This window comes from Pseudomonas oryzihabitans, from assembly GCF_024652905.1.
Lineage (GTDB): Bacteria > Pseudomonadota > Gammaproteobacteria > Pseudomonadales > Pseudomonadaceae > Chryseomonas > Chryseomonas benzopyrenica.
The window spans coordinates 778809-800023 of record NZ_CP102428.1; the positions used below are offsets into that span (position 1 = coordinate 778809).

The window sequence follows — 21215 nt, forward strand, 5'->3', positions numbered from 1 at the left end:
GACAATTAGAGCAAGGACGCCATGTATACCTACGAAGACGCCGTCGCCGCGACCACCGAACTCTGTAGCCAGATCGAGAATCTGCCCGCCAGGCGGCGGGCGGTCCGTGAAGATTTCTACAGGAGCTTCGGCGACGCCGATAACGATAACGATGGTCTGAGTTATGGCGACTCGGAACTGGCCTTTCTCGACTGGGAAATCCAGGCTGGCGTCCTGGATCCGGTGACGGGCAGCGCCTGGTGGCGCAACGTCAATCTGCACTTCATCTACCTGTCCGAGTTGGCGGGCTGCCTGGCGACTCACCAGCTGCCAGGCGACCAGGCGCCCTATCCGACGCGCTGCTGGCTGACCTTTATCGCCGATCCCACGCCGCGCCATTGGTACCGGGCGCACAATGCCTCCATCCTGGCCGGTTTCGCCCTGCATCAGGAGGACGCCCGCGCGGAAAACGCGGTGGGTCAGCTGTTTCTCAACATCACCCTGTATCGGCTGATGTTCGCCCAGGCGCTGGTGGAGGAGGCGACGCTGTTCGCTGAGCTGGGCGCGCTGCTGGCCGATCCGCGTGGCTTCTCGGTCAAGTTGCTGGTCAGCCTGGCCGACTTCTATCCGCCGCACTATCCCCTCACCGAGGCCGATCGCGAGGTGATCGAAGGACATGGCCTGGGCATCGAGGAGCTGGGCGTACGTCTCATGGATGGCTGGATTCGCTTGGAATTGCGCAAGCTGTACCGGGAGGCCGCCGAGTGGAATCAGGCCCCCGAGCTGTTGAACTACCTGGATGGCGACCAACCCGCCTATCCGCCCGCCGTGGACCGCTGCGCTGTCTACGCGACGGCCCAGGCGGTGGCGTCACTGGAAGGCGTCCTCGCCGGGCAGGATCTCGCGGTGGCCGAGGACGGCACGAGCGGTCTGCAGGCCGGATAGGGTCGCCGATTCCACGCAGCCCATGTTGAAGCCATTGTGGATCCAGTCACCGGTCAGATAGAGGTTGCGGCAGACGCTGCCGTCGGTCGCCAGGCGATAGCGACTGCTGCCGGCCACGCTCTGCACATAGCGTTCGCTGGGGTCGACGTTGGCGCGCCAGTATTGATAGTCGAAGCGCGCCACGCCACTGACCGTGGCGGGAGCCAGCAGGTATTCCCAGCGATAACCCTGGTCGGTCCCGGCGTCCGGCCAGTAGTCGCGCAGGTTGCCGTTCATGAAGTCGATGAAGGCCTGGTGCACCCGGGCCGCCTGGCGCGCGGGATAGTCGTTCTGCGTGCCGATGGGCGGCGCGGCGTCGGCAGCGAAGACGCCGCAGAAGTAGCTGATGTCCTGGGGCGGGGTGCCGCTCGACCAGTCTTCGCGCGCCACCAGATAGCTGACGTCGGCCCAGGAATCCATCGCCTGGGCGGCGAAGCCGAGCAGTTCCGGTGCCTGGCCGCCTTGGGGCGAACCAGTCCAGCCCAGTTGCCAGACGTCGCGATCCTGCCAGAGCTGCACCGCCTGGGTAGCCACGGTAGCGACGGCCCGGGTCATCCGGGCGAAGGCCGGATCCAGGGCGCAGAGGCTGGGGGAGAGATCGGCCAGACCGGCGACAGAAATACCCAGGATCACCTCGTCGAAGTCGCGGTCGACCTGCAGTTCCAGTTGTTCAACGCCCGACCAGCCGCTCCAGTTGGACTCCAGATTGATGTGCTGCTCCTGTAACCGCTGGGCGACGTCGTCGGAGATCTGCGCGTACAGCGGCGCCGAAGGCCAGCAGGGCAGGCCCTTGACGTCCACCAGGGGCTGGTAGGGCTCCTGCTTGAGCGATACCTGGCGCTGGATCTGCAGGCGGGTCACCCGCGGTCCCTGGCCCTCGTCGGCGGCCTCGATACCGGTCACCTGATGGAAGAACTTGAAGTTCACGCCTCGCTTGGCCAGCACCTCGTAGTAGGGCGCGAAGACCACGTCGCCCATGCCTGCCTGCATGCGCCAGATGAAGGAGCCCTTCGACGTGGTCAGGGCCAGCAGCGCCGCTCGCAGCACGGTGCCGGCCTCGACATCGGGTTGGGCGAGATCGCCGTCGCGATAGGCGAAGATGCCGCCATGCAGCGACTTGAGCACGGCGCCGTCCAGGGTCGCGGCGCTGGCGCCATGGCGGCTCAGCCAGGCCTGGAAGGTTTCCGCGTTGAGCATCTCGAAGCCCTTGGAATAGACCTCGTCGGCGAGCATGCCGATAAGTACCGTCAGGCCGAAATCCATCAGCAGCCACAACCGGTGAGCGCCGACCTGGGTCTGGCTGCGTTCGTGCAGGATCTCGCCTAGGAGGCTGCGTGCCTTGCGCAGGAGCCACAACAGCAACGGATGATCGACGCCGTCGGGCAATTCCGTGCGCGCGCGCTGCAGGTGCCGCTCGGCTTCGTCCAGGGCCAGCTCCTGCAATTCCTCGCGGCAGTGCGCACGCAGGCGGGCGAACAGGCCGGTCGGCGCGGCGGTTGGCGGGGTATCGTCCACCTCGCCCAGGCGTAGCAGCCACTCCAGCAGATCGCCGAGGGCGCCCATGAACGGCTTGGGGTTCCAGCCCTCGCCGGGCTTGCCGGGCAGGGCCAGGGTGTCGATGGGCCAGGTGGTCCATTGATCCTGGAAGTTGTCGGCGAAGGCGGTATGGGAATGCGGGAAGAAGGCCTGGTCGAGGGTCGCCAGGGGCGCGCCGGCGGGTCGGTCCAGCTCCTCGTAACACTGCCTCAGGCTATGGAAGGCGTTGTAGTAGAAGCCGAACCAGACATGGATGCCGTGTTCCTCGATGCGCTGGTGGTCTTCGGCGTTGCGCCCGCTGGCGCCCTTGCCGCCGAGTCGCCAGCCCTGCTGGTAGAGAGTGAGCTGATAGCGTTCCTGCCAGTTGGGCTCGCTCGTAATACGAAAGGCGGCGGTGACGGCGGACACGCCGCCACCCAGAATGGCGATCTTGCGGACAGAAGGGATAGCTTCCATGCCTATTGCTCCGAAGTGTGCAAATTGTTGCACCAGTGGACGAATGCCAAGTGATGGCTAAGGTAATATCACTTTATCGAAAAGTTCCCTTGGGACTTTAGCAAGGCAACGGAAATAGTTGAGGTGCTGACCCGGTGTGCCCGGTTGGCCGAGGATCGAGGCGAGCGCGGTGTTGAGGATTCCAGGCTATAGCTGCAAGACGCAGGTGAGCGAAAGTCGCCATGCCCTGATCTACCGCGGCACGCGCCTGGCCGATGGTCAGCCGGTGATCCTCAAGCAGCTGGCCGCCGACTATCCGACGCCCCAGGCCCAGGCCGGGTTGCGCCATGAGTTCGAGCTGACCCGGCGCGCCAGCGCCAGCGGCGCGGTGAGCGCGGCCCTGGAACTGCTGGAATTCCAGGGCCGCCAGGTACTGGTACTCGAAGACATCGGTGGTACCGACCTGGCCGAGCTGCTCGCCGCCGGGCCGCTGGCGCTGGACGACTTCTTCGACTGGGCGCTGGCCATCGTCCGCGCCCTGGCCCGGCTGCACCGGCTGCGCATCGCCCACAACGACCTCAATCCGCGCAACATCGTCTGCAACTGCACCACGGGGAGTCTGCGCCTGACCGATCTGGGCATCGCCACCGTCTTTGGTGCCGTCAAGGGCGGCGACGCCCGCCTGGAGGGCTCGCTGACCTATCTGGCGCCGGAGCAGAGCGGCCGGACCGGACGTCACCAGGACTATCGCAGCGACTTCTATGCCCTGGGCGTGACCTTCTACGAGATGCTCGCGGGCGAGCCGCCGTTTCGCGCCCAGGACCCCCTGGAACTGGTGCACGCGCACCTGGCGATGCGAGCGCCCTCGCTGGTCGAGCGGGTGCCGACGGTACCGCCCATGCTGGCGGCGCTGGTGGACAAGCTCATGGCCAAGGCCGCCGAAGAGCGCTATCAGGGCTGCTTCGGCATCCTGCGCGATCTGCAGCGCTGCCAGGCGGCCCATCAGGCGGGTGAACGCAGCCCCTTCGCCCTGGGCGAGCAGGATCCGCCCGCGCGACTGGTACCGGTACGCACCCTACAGGGCCGCGGAGCCCCCCTGCGGCTGCTGGAAGAGGCGCTGGCGCGGGCGACCCTGGGCCGGATCGAAGCCGTCTTCGTCAGCGGCCCTTCCGGGGTGGGCAAGTCGGCGCTGGTGCAGGCCTTCGTCCGCCGCCAGGGCGAGCGGGTGCTGCTCGCCCATGGCAAGTTCGAGACCCTTGGCAGCGGCGTGCCCTATGGCGCCCTGCGCCAGGCGCTGCGCGAACTGGTGGAAATCGGCCAGACCCTGGGGGAGCCCTTCGCCGCTCGCCTGGTCGAGGCCCTGGGCGGCAACGCCGGGGTGCTGACCGAAGTGTCCCCGGAGCTGGCCGCCTGGCTCGGTCCCCAGCCGCCAGTGGCCGAATTGCCGCCGCAGCAGGCCGAGCAGCGCTTCGACGAAGCCGTGATCGCGCTGCTGCTGGCTTTTGCCGCGGATACCCGTCCGCTGCTGCTGTGGCTGGACGATCTGCAATGGGCCGACAGTGCTTCGCTGCGACTGATCGAGCGCCTGCTGGCCCGTGCCGACCAGGGTCCGTTGCTGCTGGTGGCGACCCTGCGGGAAGAGCAACTGTCCGGCAGCGGCCTGGAGCGGCTGCTGGGCGCGGCCCTGATCCGCACCCTGTCGCTGGGTCCCCTGTCGCGGGTGGAGATCGAGCGGCTGATCGCCGAACTGCTGCCGGCGCCGGCCGCGGACCAGGCGGCCCTGGCCGGGCTCTGTCTGGACAAGACCCTCGGCAATCCTTTCTTCATCGAACAGCTGCTGCGCAGTCTGCAACAGGAAGGCCTGCTGGAATTCGATGGCGAGACCGGCCAGTGGCATTGGGAGCTGGCCCGGCTCCAGGCACTGGACGTCTACGACAACGTCGTCGATTTCATGGTCGGCAAGCTCAAGGACCTGCCGACCGCTACCTCGCAGTTGCTGCAATGGGCAGCCTGCCTGGGCACTCATTTCTCCAGCGACCGCCTCGCCGCGCTGATGGCGGAATCCCCCGCGGATATCCGCCGACTTTGCCAGGCGCTGGTACAGGAGGGGCTGCTCACCGAACCCGAAGGCGGCCAGGTGGGCGAGCACACGCCCACGCACTACAGCTTCCTGCACGATCAGGTGCGCCATGCCGCCCACTCGTTGCTGGCGTCTGCCGAGCGCGAGCGGGTCCACCTGCGCGCCGGTCAGCTGTACCTCGCCGAAGGCAGCACCGCGCGGCTGGACGCGGTCAGTCACCTCAATCTGGCCCTGGCGCTGATCGAGACGCCCGCCGAGCGGCTGCAGCTGCTGGAGCTCAATCTGGACGCCGCGCGCAAGGCGCGCCAGGCCAACGCCTATCCGGCCGCCCAGGCCTTTCTGCGCACGGCGGTCGCGCTGATCGACGCCGGCGCCTGGGAGACCCGCCATGTGTTGCTGTTCCAGTTGCATCGGGAATGGGCCGAGGTCGCGCACCTCTGTGGCGATGCCACCGAAGCCCTGCGCATCTGCGAACTGCTGCTGCCGCGCGCCCGCAGCACCTTAGAAGAAGCCGGGGTCCGCGCCCTGCAGATCGACCTCTACAGCGGCCTCGGGCGCTTCACCGAAGCCCTGACCGTGGCCAAGGCCGGCATTCAGGTGCTGGGCGAGCCCTGGCCAGAGGCACCGGACGACATCAATCAGGCCATCGGCAGCGACAGTGCCGAGGTCGAGGCCTGGCTCGCCGAGCGCCATCCCGCGGCGCTACTCGATCTGCCGCGCATGGAAGACCCGCGTGCCCAGTTGCTGATCCGCCTGTTGGGCCTGCTCTGGGGCCCGGCGATCAACGTCGACCTGCCCATGAGCCTGCTGGCGGTCATGCGTATCGTCAAGCTGTCGATCCAGTACGGCAATGGCGATCTCTCGCCCTTCGGCTACGCCAACTACGGCTCGTTGCTGTCAGCCTTCCATGGCCGCTACGAACTGGGTTACCAGGTCGGGCGGCTGGCCGTCGACCTGGTGGATCGCACCGGCAATCTGCCGCTCAAGTGCAAGGTCTACACCATGTTCGCGGTGACCAACAGTCCCTGGTCGACCCCCATCGCGGACAACGTCGCCCTGCTGCGCGAGGCCCTGGCGGCCGGTCAGCGTACCGGCGACGTCATCTTCACCGCCTACAGCGCCTTCCACATTCTTAAGCACCTGCAGCACGCCGGCGCGCCGCTCGACGACATCCTGGGGGAAACCGCGGAGATCGAGCGGATCCTGTTGGGGGTCGGCGATCCCAATACCCTGGAGATCTTCACCATCCTGCGCCAGTCGCTGCGCCTGCTGCAGGGCCTCACCCCGGGTCAGGCGACCTGGGACGAGGAGGGCCAGGACGAAGCGGCGTTGGTGCGGCAGATGCAGGACAGCGGTCATGTCCTCTGTCTGAACTACTACGACTTCAACAAGATGCAGGCGGCGCTGCTGTTTCGCCGACTGCCCCAGGCACGGCAGCACGCCGAGGCCATGGAGGCTTCGCTGGCGGCGAGCTTTGGCTGGTTCAGCATCGCCGAGCACGCCTTCTACCAGGCGTTGATCCTGCTCGCCGAGGGCGAACTGGCGGGCGAGGCGCTGGCCAAGATCGAGGCCGCCCAGGAGCGGTTGAGCGGCTGGGCGGCGCACTGCCCGGAAAATTTCGCCCACAAGCGCGATCTGGTGGCGGCCGAGCGGGCGCGCCGCGAGGGCCGCGTCGAGGCCGCCATGGACCTCTACGAGCAGGCCCTGGAATCCGCGCGGCTGCATGGCTTCCGCCAGGGCGCGGCGCTGGTCGAGGAACTCTATGGGCGGTTCTGGCTGGAACAACAGCGTCCGCGGATCGCCCGGACCTATCTGCAGGATGCCCAGCGCAGCTATCTGCACTGGGGCGCCGTGGCCAAGGCCCAGGCGCTGGAAAACGAATTCCCGCACTGGCTGCGCGCCGCCGAGACCAATGCCCTGACCGTGCAGCGCACTCAGGGCCAATCCACCAGCGAGATGATGCGGCTGGACTGGCTGTCGGTGCTCAAGTCGCTGCAGACCATCTCCAACGAACTGGCGCTGGACCAGCTGCTGGCGCGGATGATGCGCATCATCCTGGAGGAGGGCGGTGCCCAGCACGGTTTGCTGCTGTTGCCCGAAGGCGGTCGCTGGCTGGTGCAGGCCTCGGTCTGCAGCGGCGCGGCCGAGCCTCAGGTATTGCAGAGCCTGCCGCTGTCCCTTAACGAACAGGAGTCCGGCGAAAGCCTGGTGCCCCTGACTCTGGTGTCCCAGGTGATCCGGCAGCGCGAACCGGTGATTCTCGATGACGCCGCCCGCGCCGGCCGCTTCGTCCGCGACGCCTATATCCGCGCGCGCCGGCCGCGTTCGGTCTGCTGCCTGCCGATCCTGCGCCAGGGGCGCCTGATCGGCATCCTCTATCTGGAAAACAACCTGCTGGCCCAGGCCTTCACCCCGGGTCGCCTGCAGGTGCTGGGGATCCTGGCCACCCAGGCGGCGATCTCCCTGGAGCACGCGCAGATCTACGAGACCCTGGAGCAGCGCGTCGGCGAACGCACCCGCGAGCTGGACCAGGCGCGCATTCGCGCCGAGGAGGCGGCGGCGGCCAAGTCGCTGTTCCTGGCAACCATGAGCCACGAGATCCGCACCCCGCTCAACGCGGTGATCGGCCTCAGTCGCCTGACCCTGGGCACGCGCCTGTCCAGCGAACAGCGTGGTCACGTCGGCAAGATCCTCGACTCCGGCGAGACCCTGCTGGGCGTGATCAATGACGTCCTCGACTATTCGCGCAACGAGGCCGGCGGTACCCAACTCGAACAGCTGGGCTTCAACCTGGCCAAGGTGCTCGAACGCACCCTCAACCTCTGTGCGCTCAAGGCCCACGAGAAGGGCGTCGAGCTGGTGCTGGATTGCGGTCCGGACATTCCCCTGGCGCTGGAAGGCGATCCGCTGCGCCTGCAGCAGGTGTTGGTCAATCTGCTGAGCAATGCGGTCAAGTTCACCGAGCGAGGCCATGTGCTGGTTCGCGTTGGCGCCGTCTGCGAAGCCGGTCGCGCCCATTTCAGCCTGGCGGTGGAAGACACCGGCATCGGTCTGACCGAAGCCCAGCAGGCGCAACTCTTCCAACCCTTCACCCAGGCGGATGGCTCCATCAGCCGCCGCTACGGCGGTACCGGACTGGGCCTGGCGATCTCCCGCCAGCTCACCGAGCTCATGGGTGGCACCCTGGAGGTCCACAGCGAAGCCGGGCGGGGCTCCTGTTTCACCCTGCGCCTGACCCTGTCGGTGGTGGGCGAGCCCGAGCGGCCGCTCAGCCAGACCTCCCGGCAGGTCCTGCTGGTGGACGACCACGGTCTGGCCCGGCGGACCCTGGGGCAGCGCCTGCGCGAACTGGGCATGCAGGTGGTGGAAGCGGAATCCACCCAGCAGGCCCTGGCGGCCATGGCCACGTCGGTCTTCGAGCTGGCCATCGTCGACTGGCGCCTGGGCGCCGAATGCGGTCTGGCCTTGGCGCGTCAGCTGCGGGCCCGGCAGCCGGAGCTGGCGTTGACCCTGCTGGCCTCGCCCTATGAGGCGGAAGAGGTGCGTAGCCTGGGCGAAGACCTGGGCGGCCTGGAACTCCTCGACAAGCCCGTCACCGGTCCCGCTGTGCAGCGGTTGCTGGCCGGTCTGGGACTGGCGCCGGTCGCCACCCCGACGGTGGGCCAGAGCGTGGTGGATCTGCAGGGCATTCGCCTGCTGCTGGTGGACGACAACGCCATCAATCGCCAGGTGGTCATCGGCTTCCTGCAGGGCAGCGGCATCCTCATCGAGGTAGCCGAAGACGGCCAGGCCGCGCTGGACCAGCTGGAACGGCAGCGCTATGACCTGGTGCTGATGGACGTCCATATGCCGCGCCTGGACGGCCTGTCGGCCACCCGCGAATTGCGCACCCGCCCGGCGCTGGCCGGGCTGCCGGTCATCGCCATGACCGCCAACGGCCTGCCGGGCGATCGGGAGCGCTGCCTGGAGGCCGGCATGAACGATCACCTGGTGAAGCCGCTCGATCCCGCCGAGCTGTTTCGCATCATCGCCGCCTGGGCCAACCTCGAACAGCTGCAGCGCGCCGAGCGCAAGGCGGTGGAGGAGGTGGTCGAGATCAAGGAGGCCGGCGTGCTGGCGCGTGCCCGTGCCAGTGCGGCGCTCGAACCCGAGTCGGCGTTGCGCCTGCTGCGTGGCAGCGCCGAACTCTATGAGCAGTTGATGCGGGATTTCCGCGTGCAACAGGCCGAACTGCCGGGGCGGATCGCTGCCTGGCGGGCAGCGGACGATGTCACCGCGTTGTTCGAGTGCGCCCATGGCCTGCAGGCCACCGCCGCCTATGTCGGTGCCATCGCCCTGCAGGAAGCAGCGCAACGCCTGACCAACCGGATCCGCCTGGCCCAGCCCATCGGCGAGGACGTGCGCCGCCTGCACGCCGAAGCCGAGCGCTGCCTGGCGTCCCTCGACGAGATCCTGGTCGAGGTCGCGGGTGACGAGGAAGCCACCGTCGAGGAACTGGAGGCCCTGCTCGAACGCCTGGTCGGACTGCTGCAGACGTCGGACTTCGCCGCCGAGGAACTGCTCGACACCCTGCTGCGCGCCTGTGTGAGCACCCCCCACAGCGCCGATCTGGTGCGCATCCGTGAGTGGGTCAATGACGTCGAGTTCGAGCATGCCGCCGATGCCACCGCGGATCTGCTGCGGCGGGTGCGGCAGGCCGGACAACGGTCGGGATAACTGCCCATGGAGGGGCGTCGTCCCGACCTGCCATTGATCCTCATCGTCGACGATCAGAAGAGCAACCTGCGTGTCCTCGGCGACCTGCTGCGCGATGAGGCGCGCATCATGCTGGCCAAGAGCGGGGTCCAGGCCCTGACCAAGGCCGCCCGCGAACACCCCGATCTGATCCTGCTGGACGTGGTGATGCCCGGCATCGACGGCCTGCAGCTGATCCAGCTGTTCAAGCGCCGCGCCGAGACCAGCGCCATCCCGGTGATCTTCATCACCGCGGCCAACGACCTGCATCGCGAGGTGGAGTGTTTCGAACTGGGCGCCAGCGACTTCATCCAGAAACCCTTCAATCCGCTGGCGGTGCTGGCGCGGGTGCGGCTGCACCTGCAACTGGCCCGCCAGCGGCGGCTGCTCGAACAGCTGGCGCACATGGATCCGCTGACCGCCGTGGGCAATCGCCGCCGCTTCGACGAGCAGCTGACCATCGAGTGGCAGCTGGCGGTCAGCCGGCGCGGCGCCCTGGCCATCGCCATGCTCGATATCGACTATTTCAAGCAGTACAACGATACCCATGGCCATGGCGCCGGGGATCAGGCCCTGGCGCGGGTCGCCCAGGTGCTGGAGCAGCGCATCCGCGAGCGCGATTGCCTGGCGCGCTACGGCGGCGAGGAATTCGTGCTCTTGCTACCCGGCGCCTCGCGCACGGCCGCGGAAGCGGTGCTGGAACGCTGTCGGCAGGGCATCGCCGAACTGCGCATCGCCCATCCGCTGGCCGAGGATCGCCTCTGGTTGACCATGAGCATGGGCCTGGCCTGCTGCAATCCGACCCCCGAGCAGACCCCGAACGGTCTACTCAAGGCCGCCGACGACCTGCTCTATCAGGCCAAGGCAGAGGGGCGTGATCGCCTGGTCAGTCGCAGCTTCTAGGTCGGTGCCGCCGCGTCCCTAGGCTGGAAGGTCCTTGCCGCTGCCCTCGACCAGATGCACCCGGTTGCGGCCTTCGGCCTTGGCCTGGTACAGCGCCTGGTCGGTGCGTTCGATAAAGGCTTCATGATCGTCGCCGCTTTGCGGCTGGATGCTGCCGACGCCAATGGAGATGGTGACGAAGCCCAGGTCGCTGCCGGAGTGGGCGACCTGTAGCCGCTCGACCCCTGCGCGACAGCCTTCGGCGACCTTGCGCGCGCCTTCGGCATCGGTTTCCGGCAATACCATGGCGAATTCTTCGCCACCGTAGCGGGCCACCAGGTCGGCCGGGCGCTTGAGCTGTTCGGTGAGCACCGCCGCCACCTTCTTCAGGCAGAGATCGCCGCTGAGATGACCATAGGTGTCGTTGTAGCGCTTGAAGTGGTCGACGTCGCACAGCAGCAGGGCGAGCGGCTGGCGATTGCGCCGGGCACGCAGCCATTCGCCTTCGTAGGTCTGGTCGAAATGACGCCGGTTGTTGATGCCGGTGAGGCTGTCGATGGCCACCAGCTTCTGCAGCTGGATATTGGCCTCGGCGAGCTGGCGCTGGCTCTCGCGCAGGAAGCGAAAGGCCTCGTCGCGCTGGGCGCGCAGGACATGGGCCTCGGAGTGGTAGCGCACCCGCGCCAACAGCTCCAGCTTGTCGGGCAGCTTGACCAGATAGTCGTTGGCGCCGGTGGCGAAACTCTGCGCCTTGACCTGGGGATCTTCCTTGGAGGAAAGCACCACGATGGGCACGTCGCGCAGCCCCGGCTCGGCACGGAACCGTCGGACCGTTTCCAGGCCGTCGATCTCGGGCATGATCAGGTCCTGCAAGACCACCGTGGGCTTGAGTTGCAGGGCCATGTTGACCGCCTGGTGGGCATCCAGGCAGTAATGCAGCTCGATATCGGGCTGATCCGCGATCATCCGCCGCAGGGCTTCGATGATGATCAACTGATCGTCTACCAGCAGCAGGCGTACCTTGGGTGCGGTCAGGCTGTCCAGAGTGCTGCCCTCATTCGTGGCCATTACTGCGAGTCCTTGTGCGGGCGGGGTCAGGCATCCCGCGTCTCACCTTGGCCAATCCCTGCCACTGCGCCGTCCAACGCTCCTGTTGGCGACCGGTCATGTCATGCTACGCGAGCTGTTGCCGAAGCGCCGTTGCAGCCAGGCACCGATCTGCGTGGGGCTGAGAACACGTTCCGCGGCGCCCATTCTAACCGCAGCAGCGGGCATGCCGTATACGGCACAACTGGCCTCGTCCTGGGCCAGGGTGGGGCAACCGCTCTGGCGCAGGGCGTAGAGGCCACTGGCGCCGTCCCGTCCCATGCCGGTCAGCAGGATGCCCAGGGCCTTGCCGACCCGGCGCGGGTGGCTGGCGAGGTTGGCGAAGAACACGTCCACCGAGGGACGATAGGGATAATCGGCCGGCTCGACGGTATAGGCGAAGCGGCCACGTGCATCCAGCAGCAGGTGATCGTCGCCCAGGGCCACCGAGACCTGACCGGGCTGCGGCAGGGCGCCGGGCATGGCCGCCGTGACCGGCCAGGCGATCTGGGTCCCGAGCCAGCCGATGAAACTAGGGGCGAAACGCCGATCGATGTGCTGCACCAGCACCACGCTCGCCTCGGAGGTCGGCGTCCAGGTTTCGAACAGACTCACCAGGGCCGCCGGCCCACCGGTGGAGGCGCCGATGGCGACCAGGGTGTCCGGCGTCGCTTGAGCGTCCTCGGTCGGTGCGGCGGCACTGACCAGCTGCGGGCGGGCGGCGCGTTCCGGCAGGCGCACCAGAGGCTCGATGCGGGCGATCTTGCGCAGCAGGGCACCGCCATCGGCACTGCCGCTGAGTGCCGGGGTGGCGGTCACGTCCAGGGCACCGGCGCCCATGGCCCGAAACACCCCCTCGCAATCGTCGGGGGTGGCGGTGACCATGAGGATGGCGCAGGGCGACTGCGCCATGATCCGGCGCGTCGCCTCGATGCCGTCCAGCCGCGGCATCTGCAGGTCCATGAGAATCAGGTCGGGACGGTCCTCGGCGCAACGGGCCACCGCTTCCTCGCCGTCGTGGGCGATCCAGGCGACCGTATGGCGCCCATCGCTGGCCAGCAGGCGGCGCAGGGCTTCGGTGGCCAGTAGCAGATCGTTGACGATGGCGATTCTCATGGCGCTCCGATGAGGTCCTGTACGGCGGTGATGAGGGCATCGTGGTGGAAGCTGCCCTTGGTCAGATAGTAGTCGGCGCCGGCCTGCATGCCCTTGAGGCGGTCTTCGGGGCGATCCTTGTAGGACACGATCATCACCGGCAGGGCATGCAGACGCGGATCGCGGCGCACCAGTTCCACCAGTTCGATGCCATTCATGCGCGGCATGTCGATGTCCGACAGCAGCATGTCGAATTCGCCGCCGCGCACCGCGTTCCAGCCGTCCATGCCATCCACCGCGACCTCCACCTGATAGCCCTGGCCTTCCAGGAGCTTGCGCTCCATTTCGCGCACGGTGAGGGAGTCGTCCACCACCAGGATGCGCTTGACCCGTCGGGTGGCGACGGCGGCACCGCCCTGCACCTGACGCAGCTGCCCCTCGCCGAGCAGGCGCTCGATACCGGTGAGCAGATCGGCGACGTCCAGCAGCAGCACCGGGCTGCCGTCGTCGAGCAGGGCCCCGGCGGTGACCGAACGTAGCTTGCCGAAGATCTCGTCCAGCGGCTTGAGCGCCAGGCCCTGCTCGCCGCGCAGGCGATCCACCACCAGCCCATAGCGGCGCGCCCCGCTGCCGATCACCAGCACCGCCAGGTCGCCGCTGGGCGGCGCGCCTTCCAGCTCCAGCAACTGATAGGCGGCGACCAGGCCCAGGCGATCCTCGCCGAGCAGGAAGAAGGCCTTGCCCTCCAGCGCGTGGACCTCGGCGGGATCCAGGCGCAGTACCCGTTCGATGCGGTTGACCGGCAGGGCATAGGCCTCGCCGGCGATGTCGACGATCAGGGCGCGGACGATGGAGCGACTGACCGGTACCAGCAGGTGGGTAGTGAAGCCCAGGCCAGGGCGGGTTTCCAGGCGGACTTCGCCATCCAGGGCGCGGATGGCATCGGCCACCACGTCCAGGCCCACCCCACGACCGGACAACTCGGTCACCGTCTCCTTGAGACTGAAGCCGGGCAGCAGCAGGAATTCCAGCAACTCGGCCGCGCTCAGTTCGGCGGCCACCGGCGGCGGACTCAGGCGGCGGGCGATGACCGCGGAGCGGATGCGTTCCAGGTCCAGGCCGCGGCCGTCGTCGTGCAGGCTGACCTGCAGGCGCCCGGCGACATGCCGGGCTTCGAGGCGGATCTGGCCGCACTCGGGCTTGCCCAGGGCGCGGCGTTCGGCCGGGGTTTCCAGGCCGTGGTCCACGGCGTTGCGCAGCAGGTGATTGAGCGGACTTTCCAGCCGCGCCAGCACCTCGCGGTCGATCAGGGTATCGGCGCCTTCGACCTGCAGCACGGCCTCCTTGTCCAGCCCCCGGGCCAGGTCACGCACCAGCCGTGGAAAGCCTTGGACGGCATCGCGCAGTGGCCGCATGCGCACCCCGAGCACCTCGTCCAGCAGCCCCTGGCAGACGCCGAGCAGGCGCCGTTCGTAGGCTTCCAGCGCCTGGAGCTGCTGCTGGTAGCGATCGAGCAGGCCTTCCTGGCGCTGGCGCACGTCGCTGCTGACCGCATTGGCCTGACCGAACAGCCCCTGCAATTCCGCGCGATAGCCCTGGAAGCCCTGAACCAGGCCGTGCAGACCGAGGCCCATCACCCGGGCCTCGCTGGTGAGGGCGAGAATCTGATTGAAGCGGCCGCTGTCCACCCGTAGCGGATCACGGCTGCGCTCGGCTTCGGGGGCCGGGTCTTCCGCCACGGCGGGCGCCAGCTCCCGGGCTGGCGCTGGCGCCATCGGGGCAGGGGCAGCGGCGCCAGCGCTCAGCGCCTGTGCCAGCGCCCGCTGGGCATCCCGCTGTTCGCTCTGCCAGCGCTGGCTGGCGGCTTCGTCCAGGCGGCTGACCTCACCGAGGACGTCGACGCAGCGAAACAGCTGATCGATGTCCGCCGGACCGAGGTGGCGGCGACCGGCCTGGACGGCGACCAGGCAATCCTCCATGGCGTGGGCCAGCTCGACCAGGCCGTCGAGGTCGACGATGCGCGCCGCGCCCTTGATGGAATGGGCCGCCCGCATCATCGGCTCGATCACCCCGGTGTCGCTGGAATCGCGCTCCAGGCGCAACAAGCCGCTGTCCAACGCCTGCAGATGGCTCTGCACCTCGCTGGCGAAGAGATCGTAGAGGGACATCTCGCGCACATCGCGCGGTGGCTGACTCATCGCAGCGCCTCTTCCAGGGCCCGCTCCAGGCGCGGCAGATCGAGCAGCCCGACCTGATGCGCGCCTTCGCGATAGACGCCACTCAGGTAGCTGAGCAACTCGCCGCCCAGGGTCGCGGGCGGCGGTTGCACCTCGCTGGGGGCATAGCGTTGCAGTCCTAGCACCTCGTCCACCTGCACGGCCCAGTCACGGCGACCGATATGCAGCAGCAGCAATCGCGGAAAACCGCCGGTCTGCTCGCCCGGGGCCACCGCCAGCAGCAGCTGCAGAGCGATGCAGGGCTGCAACTGACCCCGTACCGGGACGATACCGCGCAGCAGCGGCGAACGCCGGTGGGGCACCCGATGGACGGCGGTGGGTTCGGTGGCCGTGACCAGACAGCCGCCGGGCAAGCCCAGCCATTCCGCGCCGAGGCGAAAGACCAGCGCACTGGCCGACTGCGCCTGGCGATCGTCCAGGGGTTCGGCATAGCGCTCGGCCCAGTCGGCACGCTCCAGGGCGCTGAGTTCGCGGTTCAGGCTCATGCGTCGTCACCGGCACGGGTCTGGATGCGCGCGGCGCGGTCGCGCAGGCGTCCGGCTTCGTCGAGTCGGCCGGCTCTTTCGCAGATCAGCGCCAGGCGGCACAGGGCCGGATAGTGCTCCGGCTCCAGATAGAGCGCCTGGCGTAGCGCCCGCTCGGCCTCGGCGGCGCGGGCATCGGGCAGGATGAGCGCCAGCAGGAAATGGGCACCAGCCTGACTGCGATCCGTATCGAGCAGGGTGCGCAACAGTGTCTCGGCTTCGGCGCCTCGTCCGGCATCGGCCAGCCGCTGGGCTTCTTCCAGGGGCGGGCAGGCGGCCGGGATGGGCGCGGTCGGTAGCGATGCGGGAGCACTTCTGGCCCGCAGGCGGGTAGGGAGCGTCGTCGCCGGGGGCGGCGGGCGCACCGCGGCCTTGCGCCGGGGCGCCGCAGGCGGTGGCGGCCGTAGCGGATCGGCGGTGTCCGCCTGGCGCTTGATCAACGCCGAGGCGTGCGCGACGCCCAGGCTGGCGAAACCATGGCGCATGGCGCTGACCATCTCCGAGCTGCCGACGCAGAGCAGGCCGTCGTCGTGCATGAGCGCGGCCAGGTGGCTGAGGGCTCGGCCCTGGGTCTGGTCGTCGAAATAGATCAGCAGGTTGCGGCAGAGCACCACGTCGAAGGGGGCGCCGTCGCGCAGGCTGCCCAGCTGCAGGATGTTGCCCTGACGAAAGCGCACCTGGTTGCGCACCCGTTCGGTCAGACGCTGGCGATCGCCTTCGGGCTGGAAATAGCGCTCGCGAAAGGCCAGGTCGCGAGCGCGAAAGGAGTTGCGCCCATAGAGGCCGCGGCGGGCGCGCTCCAAGGACGGCTCGTTGATGTCCACCGCGGTGACCTGGAACGCCTGGGCCGGCAGGCCGGTATCGAACAGCGCCATGGCCAGGGTGTAGGGTTCTTCACCGGTGGAGCAGGGCAGGCTGAGCAGGCGTACCGGCGCGCCGCTGCGGGCATGGCGCTCCTGGGCGAAGCGCGCGGCATGGGCGATGGCCTGGGGGTCGCGAAAGAACCAGGTCTCGGGAATGACCAGCAGGTCCAGCAGATCGGCGAATTCGCTTTCGTCGTCGAGGATGCGCGCCATATAGACCTCGGCATCGCTCTCCTGGCGCTCGCGTAGGCGCTGGCGAATGGCGCGGCCGAGCATGTCGTCGGCGATGGCCAGGCCGGTGCGCGCCCGCACCAGGGGCGCCAGCCGGGGATCGAGCTTCACGCGGCCTCCTGGAACAGCAGGGCGGCCAGGGCAGGTGACAGCAAACGATCCTGATCGAGCCACAGCCAGAGGCCTTCTGGCGTCTCCAGCACCTCGCCGAGCCAGGGATAGTCAGGCAGCCGGATGCCCGCGGGGCGAGGCGTGGCGGCGCTGATCCGCCGCACGCCGGCGACGCTTTCCACCACCAGGCCGAGCGGGCGACGGGTGCCATCGGGCAGGGCATGGTCGACCAGCAGGATGCGGGTGTCCTGGCGCGCTTGGGCGGCCGGTCCGCCGCTCATGGCGGTGATGTCCACCACCGGGATGGCTGCGCCGTGCAGATTCATCAGCCCGGCCACTCCGGGTGGCGCGGCGGGAAACCGTGTCAGCTGCAGAAAGGGCAGCACCTGGCGGATCGCCGTCGTGGGCAGGGCCGCGGCAGCGTCGGCCAACTGGAAGACCAGGATCTGCATGGTCAACGGGTGACCGAGAAGGTGGCGACGCTGCTCTGCAGGTCCTGGGCCGCCTGCTGCAGATACTGCACCGCTTCGCTGGTGGCCTTGAGCGCCTCGGTGGTCTGCTGGGTGCTGTCGTTGAGCTGGGTGATGGTCTCGGCGATCTGGCCGGCGCCAACCGCCTGGGACTGCATGCCTTCCAGGACGATATCGAAGCGTGCCGGCAATTTCTGCACGTCCTCGATCACCCCGGCCAACTGATCGCTGACGCTGGCCACCTCCTGCACGCTGCGACGGATCTCTTCGGAGAACTTGTCCATGCCCATGACGCTGGCGGATACCGCGGAATTCATGTCCTTGAGCATCTGCTCGATGTCGTCGGTGGCGGCGGTGGTCTGGTCCGACAGCCGGCGGATCTCGGTGGCCACCACCGAGAAGCCGCGGCCCGCCTCGCCAGCCTTTTCCGCCTCAATGGCGGCGTTGAGCGACAACAGATTGGTCTGGTCGGCGACCTTGGTGATGGTGGTCAGCACCTTGTTGATATGACTGGACTTCTCCGACAGGGCGGCGAGCTTGGCATTGATCGAGTCGGTCGCCGCCACCATGCGCTGCATCGTGCTGTCCATGCTCGCCAGGTTGCTGCGCGCCTGCACCGCGCCCTGGGTGGTCTCGTCCGCCACCTGCACGGCTTCCTCCATGGTGCGCACCAGGGCATTGGCGTTGGCGGCGATTTCCCGGGTGGTGCTCAGCACTTCCACGCTGGTCTGTGCCTGTTCGATGCTGGTGGCTTCCTGCTGGCGCGACGAGGCGGCGATCTCGGTAGTGGAGGAGGTCACCTGGATGCCGGCGCGCTGCACCTTGGCGATCATCCCGCGCAGGTCTTCGATCATCTTGCCCAGGCCACGGGCCAGCTGGCCGATGGCGTCATCGCCGCTGACCGCGGTGCGTCCGGTGAGATCACCGGCGGCAGCCCGGTTGACCACGCTCAGCAGATCGTCGACATCGGCGCGCAGGCGCTGCATCAGGACCTGCTCGCGGGCATGGTCGTCCTGGATCTGTTGGGCCATCTGGTTGAAGGCCAGCCCCACCTGGGCGAGTTCGTCTCGGCCCTGCACGTCCACGCGGGCGCCGCTTTCGCCCGCGGAGATGCGCGCCACGGTAGCGGTCAGGCGGCGGATCGAGCGCAGCAGATGACGGGAGAGCAGCCAGGCGATGAGCGCGGCCAGCAGCACGCAGAGGGCACCGCCGGCAACCAGGGTCCAAGTCAGCTGGTTGCGTACCTCCTCGGTATGACCGGCGCGTTGCGCGGACAGGCGTCGCTCTTCATCGGCGATAGCCTGGATCTCCTGGCGCATCGCCGCGACCTGGCTGGTGAGGTTGTCGATCAGCGGCTCGTTGGCCAGTTGGACCGCGCTGAGATTACCCGTGGCACGCAGGCGCAGCAGCGGTTCGAAGGTGTTCTGTCGCCAGCTATCGAGCTCGGCGATCAGGCGCGCGAAGCGTTGTTGCTGACTGACATTGTCCTGGGTCAGTTGCTGTGGCACACGCAGGGCTGCGGCCAGCGACGGCAGGGCCTGGCGCGCGGTCTCCGCATCGGTGGCGGTCCCGGAATACCAGTAGGTACGCAACTTGGCGCGGGTTTCGAGCAGGTTGTTGTCCAGCGCCGTGACCGACAGCAGTACCTCGGCGGTGTGCCTGTCCCAGCGATTGGCGTCGACCAGGCTCTGCAAGGCGGCATAGGTCAGCCAGAGCAGCAGGACCACCAGGGCGATGATGGCGGCGAAGCCGGCGAAGAGTTTGTTCTGGATGCGAATGTTGTTGAGCATGGGCACCGGTGCAGGCGGACGAGGGCGAAAGGAGTGAGCCCTAAGGGCCACTCGGGCTGTCCGATAACGGTAGCACGGCCATGCATTTATGTGAGTTGGGGCTCACTTGGGAAGGCGCAATAGGAGAGGGGTACTGGTCTGGCAGGGATACAGAGGCAGCCTTCTGGCGTGGAGGACAGGAGGCTGCCGGCAAAACGGTGGATTTCAGGTCGCGGCCGCTTCGCTCTCTGCTTCTGTGCGCCGGGTGCCATGACTGTTCTGGCCACCCTTGCGCCCGGCTTCGGAGGCACGAGCGGGATTGTTGGCGAAATTGCCACCACTGGCACGCCCACCCTTGCGTCCGGCCTCGGCGGCGCGGTCGCGATTATTGGCGAAGTTGCCTGGGTTGCTGCTCTTGTTAGCCATGAGGACTTCTCCCAATTACGGTTATTGATGAAGCGAACGCCGTACCCGCAAAGGCCAAGCGGCTCGACTATTAAGAGTAGGGTTTTGTAAGGGCGGTTCGAATGTGGTGATAGAGGGTGGTTTTATTCGACGGACTTCAAGTTGGATACAAGGTTGATGATGACCATGATCGTGCCAGAGCCCTTGGTAAAAAGGCTGTACAGGAGTTGTAAAAGAATCCGGAAGGTTCGCTAGCAGAATTTCTTACGCACAGCTGAAAAGAGTGAAATCTTTTGAAATATTTTGTCGCAGGGTGCGTCATCGCTGATTTTTTTGCTGCTGGAGGCTGAGACGATTTTTCTCGACGCTGGTTCTTTTGCACGGCCGAAATCATCGCTGGCAAGGCGCTTTTTTCTGAGCGGTAATTGTTACGGGTCGTTCTTTCAGTGATCTGCAAGAGCTCGGCAAAGGTGTCTTCCAGAGCCTTTTGTAAAGTTGGCAGACGATAATGTCTGTAGTCATCAATATTTAAAAGCTAATAATTTTTCCGATAAAGATTAAGGCGATAGTCAGGGCGAAAGTTAGAAGCAAGGGGCTCTCCCACTACGAGACGCTTGTGCTGTTCTCTCTTTTGTGAGAAAAAATCCCCAATATGGGAGGTGGTCATGCTCGATGAACGTTTGGCATCCAGGCTCAGGGCCCTGCGCCTGGAGCGCGGGCTGTCGCTGGACCAACTGGCGGCCCTCAGTGGGGTCAGTCGCGCCACGCTGTCGCGGCTGGAAAATGCCGAGGTCAGCCCGACCACGGCGGTTCTCGGGCAGCTCTGTTCGGCCTACGGCCTGACCCTGACGCGCCTGCTGCATAGCGTGGAAAGCGCCTATCCGGCCCAGGTCGAGCGCCAGGCGCAGCAGATCTGGGCCGATCCCGAGCAGGCCTTCACCCGTCGTTCGGTTTCGCCGCCGGCCCAGGCGCTGGCGGGCGAGGTCATCGAGAGCCAGCTGGGGCCAGGGGTGGATATCCGCTATCAGGCAGCGCCCCGTCCCGGGCTCGAACACCATCTGCTGTTGCTCGAAGGCGAGTTGCAGCTGTGGATCGAAGAGCAGCCCTATCGGCTGGGCGTCGGCGACTGCCTGCGCTATCGCCTCTGGGGTAGCAGTCGCTTCCTGAGCGGCCCGGCGGGCGCCCGTTATCTCCTGTTCATGATCTGAGGTGTGTCCATGAGTGCTTCCCTGCGTATCGAACAGCTCGATGCCGCCGCTTTCACGAGGCATCTGAATGAATTCCAGCAACTACTGGCCGCCTGTGTCGAGCAGGGCGCCAGCATCGGCTTCATCCTGCCGCTGGGTGACGCCGTGAATCGGCGCTTCTGGACCGAGGCCGTGGCCCCGGGCCTGGCCCAGGGTACCCGGCTGCTGTTCGCCGCGCTGCAGGGCGACCGGGTGGTCGGCAGCGTGCAACTGGTGCTGGATACCCCGGCCAATCAGCCGCACCGCGCCGAGGTGGTCAAGTTGCTGGTGCATCCGGACTGCCGTCGCCAGGGGCTGGCGCGTCGGCTGATGCAGGCGGTGGAGGCGGCCGCCCAGGCCCAGGGGCGGGACTTGCTGACCCTGGACACCCGTAGCGACGACCATGCCGAGCCGCTCTATCTGTCCCTGGGCTATCAGGTGGTCGGCCGGATTCCCGGCTATGCCCTGGATGCTCGCCAGCCCGAACGCCGAGACAGCACCACCCTGATGTACAAGACGTTGGCGGTCGCGCCCGCTAAGCTTGGCGCCCCCCGTTAAGGACCCTTTC

The 21215-nt window shown here is 67.3% G+C and carries 14 protein-coding genes; 5 read left to right on the plus strand and 9 right to left on the minus strand.

All coding sequences use genetic code 11. From position 1 onward, the window contains the following. Nucleotides 1-21 precede the first annotated feature (21 nt). Nucleotides 22-924 (plus strand): hypothetical protein, encoded by a 903-nt coding sequence (locus tag NRG74_RS03720; protein WP_257705727.1) that lies wholly within the window; start codon nucleotides 22-24, stop codon nucleotides 922-924. On the opposite strand, the gene NRG74_RS03725 is transcribed toward NRG74_RS03720, so the two are convergent. Next, complete coding sequence (locus tag NRG74_RS03725; RefSeq protein ID WP_257705728.1) at nucleotides 850-2955, minus strand: NAD(P)-binding protein; 2106 nt, start codon at nucleotides 2953-2955, stop codon at nucleotides 850-852. The genes NRG74_RS03720 and NRG74_RS03725 overlap by 75 nt on opposite strands. Before the next feature lie 205 nt (nucleotides 2956-3160). Here NRG74_RS03725 and NRG74_RS03730 point away from each other — a divergent pair, with 205 nt between their 5' ends. Together NRG74_RS03730 and NRG74_RS03735 are read left to right on the plus strand one after the other, a co-directional pair. Beyond that, nucleotides 3161-9730, plus strand: coding sequence for a response regulator (locus NRG74_RS03730; RefSeq protein ID WP_257705729.1), 6570 nt, complete (start codon nucleotides 3161-3163; stop codon nucleotides 9728-9730). 6 nt (nucleotides 9731-9736) lie between these two features. Next, nucleotides 9737-10651, plus strand: a complete 915-nt coding sequence (locus NRG74_RS03735; RefSeq protein ID WP_017642241.1) for a diguanylate cyclase domain-containing protein — start codon at nucleotides 9737-9739, stop codon at nucleotides 10649-10651. 18 nt (nucleotides 10652-10669) lie between these two features. On the opposite strand, the gene NRG74_RS03740 is transcribed toward NRG74_RS03735, so the two are convergent. The 8 genes from NRG74_RS03740 to NRG74_RS03775 form a co-directional block, all read right to left on the minus strand. Further along, nucleotides 10670-11698: a GGDEF domain-containing response regulator gene (locus NRG74_RS03740; protein WP_017642242.1), complete on the minus strand. Its 1029-nt coding sequence runs from the start codon at nucleotides 11696-11698 to the stop codon at nucleotides 10670-10672. 96 nt (nucleotides 11699-11794) lie between these two features. Beyond that, nucleotides 11795-12832 (minus strand): chemotaxis-specific protein-glutamate methyltransferase CheB, encoded by a 1038-nt coding sequence (gene cheB / locus NRG74_RS03745; RefSeq protein ID WP_257705730.1) that lies wholly within the window; start codon nucleotides 12830-12832, stop codon nucleotides 11795-11797. Beyond that, on the minus strand, nucleotides 12829-15009 hold the full coding sequence (locus NRG74_RS03750) for a hybrid sensor histidine kinase/response regulator (protein WP_257705731.1): 2181 nt from the start codon (nucleotides 15007-15009) through the stop codon (nucleotides 12829-12831). The genes cheB and NRG74_RS03750 overlap by 4 nt, the downstream gene beginning before the upstream one ends. Then, nucleotides 15006-15533, minus strand: coding sequence for a chemotaxis protein CheW (locus tag NRG74_RS03755; protein ID WP_064308947.1), 528 nt, complete (start codon nucleotides 15531-15533; stop codon nucleotides 15006-15008). Before NRG74_RS03755 ends, NRG74_RS03750 begins: the two co-directional genes overlap by 4 nt. Continuing rightward, nucleotides 15530-16777 carry a CheR family methyltransferase gene (locus tag NRG74_RS03760; protein WP_184287021.1) on the minus strand — a complete coding sequence of 416 codons (1248 nt, stop codon included), beginning with the start codon at nucleotides 16775-16777 and terminating at the stop codon, nucleotides 15530-15532. The genes NRG74_RS03755 and NRG74_RS03760 overlap by 4 nt, the downstream gene beginning before the upstream one ends. Then, complete coding sequence (locus NRG74_RS03765; RefSeq protein ID WP_184287024.1) at nucleotides 16774-17229, minus strand: chemotaxis protein CheW; 456 nt, start codon at nucleotides 17227-17229, stop codon at nucleotides 16774-16776. Before NRG74_RS03765 ends, NRG74_RS03760 begins: the two co-directional genes overlap by 4 nt. Before the next feature lie 2 nt (nucleotides 17230-17231). Then, nucleotides 17232-19037, minus strand: coding sequence for a methyl-accepting chemotaxis protein (locus tag NRG74_RS03770; protein ID WP_017642248.1), 1806 nt, complete (start codon nucleotides 19035-19037; stop codon nucleotides 17232-17234). A 204-nt stretch (nucleotides 19038-19241) separates the two neighbouring features. Further along, the gene (locus NRG74_RS03775; protein ID WP_017642249.1) at nucleotides 19242-19442 is read right to left on the minus strand and encodes a general stress protein; all 201 of its coding nucleotides are present in this window, start codon (nucleotides 19440-19442) and stop codon (nucleotides 19242-19244) included. Between the two features lie 644 nt (nucleotides 19443-20086). Between NRG74_RS03775 and NRG74_RS03780 the strand changes: the two genes are divergently transcribed. Both NRG74_RS03780 and NRG74_RS03785 read left to right on the plus strand, forming a co-directional pair. Further along, the gene (locus NRG74_RS03780) at nucleotides 20087-20629 is read left to right on the plus strand and encodes a helix-turn-helix domain-containing protein (protein WP_017642250.1); all 543 of its coding nucleotides are present in this window, start codon (nucleotides 20087-20089) and stop codon (nucleotides 20627-20629) included. A gap of 9 nt (nucleotides 20630-20638) precedes the next feature. Beyond that, nucleotides 20639-21205 carry a GNAT family N-acetyltransferase gene (locus tag NRG74_RS03785; protein ID WP_093252478.1) on the plus strand — a complete coding sequence of 189 codons (567 nt, stop codon included), beginning with the start codon at nucleotides 20639-20641 and terminating at the stop codon, nucleotides 21203-21205. The last annotated feature ends 10 nt before the right edge of the window (nucleotides 21206-21215 follow it).

Coding starts and splice junctions, on each gene's coding strand:
- NRG74_RS03720 (WP_257705727.1), top strand. CDS start 22: ATGTATACCTACGAAGACGCCGTCGCCGCGACCACCGAACTCTGTAGC.
- NRG74_RS03725 (WP_257705728.1), bottom strand. CDS start 2,955: ATGGAAGCTATCCCTTCTGTCCGCAAGATCGCCATTCTGGGTGGCGGC.
- NRG74_RS03735 (WP_017642241.1), top strand. CDS start 9,737: ATGGAGGGGCGTCGTCCCGACCTGCCATTGATCCTCATCGTCGACGAT.
- NRG74_RS03740 (WP_017642242.1), bottom strand. CDS start 11,698: ATGGCCACGAATGAGGGCAGCACTCTGGACAGCCTGACCGCACCCAAG.
- cheB (WP_257705730.1), bottom strand. CDS start 12,832: ATGAGAATCGCCATCGTCAACGATCTGCTACTGGCCACCGAAGCCCTG.
- NRG74_RS03750 (WP_257705731.1), bottom strand. CDS start 15,009: ATGAGTCAGCCACCGCGCGATGTGCGCGAGATGTCCCTCTACGATCTC.
- NRG74_RS03755 (WP_064308947.1), bottom strand. CDS start 15,533: ATGAGCCTGAACCGCGAACTCAGCGCCCTGGAGCGTGCCGACTGGGCC.
- NRG74_RS03765 (WP_184287024.1), bottom strand. CDS start 17,229: ATGCAGATCCTGGTCTTCCAGTTGGCCGACGCTGCCGCGGCCCTGCCC.
- NRG74_RS03770 (WP_017642248.1), bottom strand. CDS start 19,037: ATGCTCAACAACATTCGCATCCAGAACAAACTCTTCGCCGGCTTCGCC.
- NRG74_RS03775 (WP_017642249.1), bottom strand. CDS start 19,442: ATGGCTAACAAGAGCAGCAACCCAGGCAACTTCGCCAATAATCGCGAC.
- NRG74_RS03780 (WP_017642250.1), top strand. CDS start 20,087: ATGCTCGATGAACGTTTGGCATCCAGGCTCAGGGCCCTGCGCCTGGAG.
- NRG74_RS03785 (WP_093252478.1), top strand. CDS start 20,639: ATGAGTGCTTCCCTGCGTATCGAACAGCTCGATGCCGCCGCTTTCACG.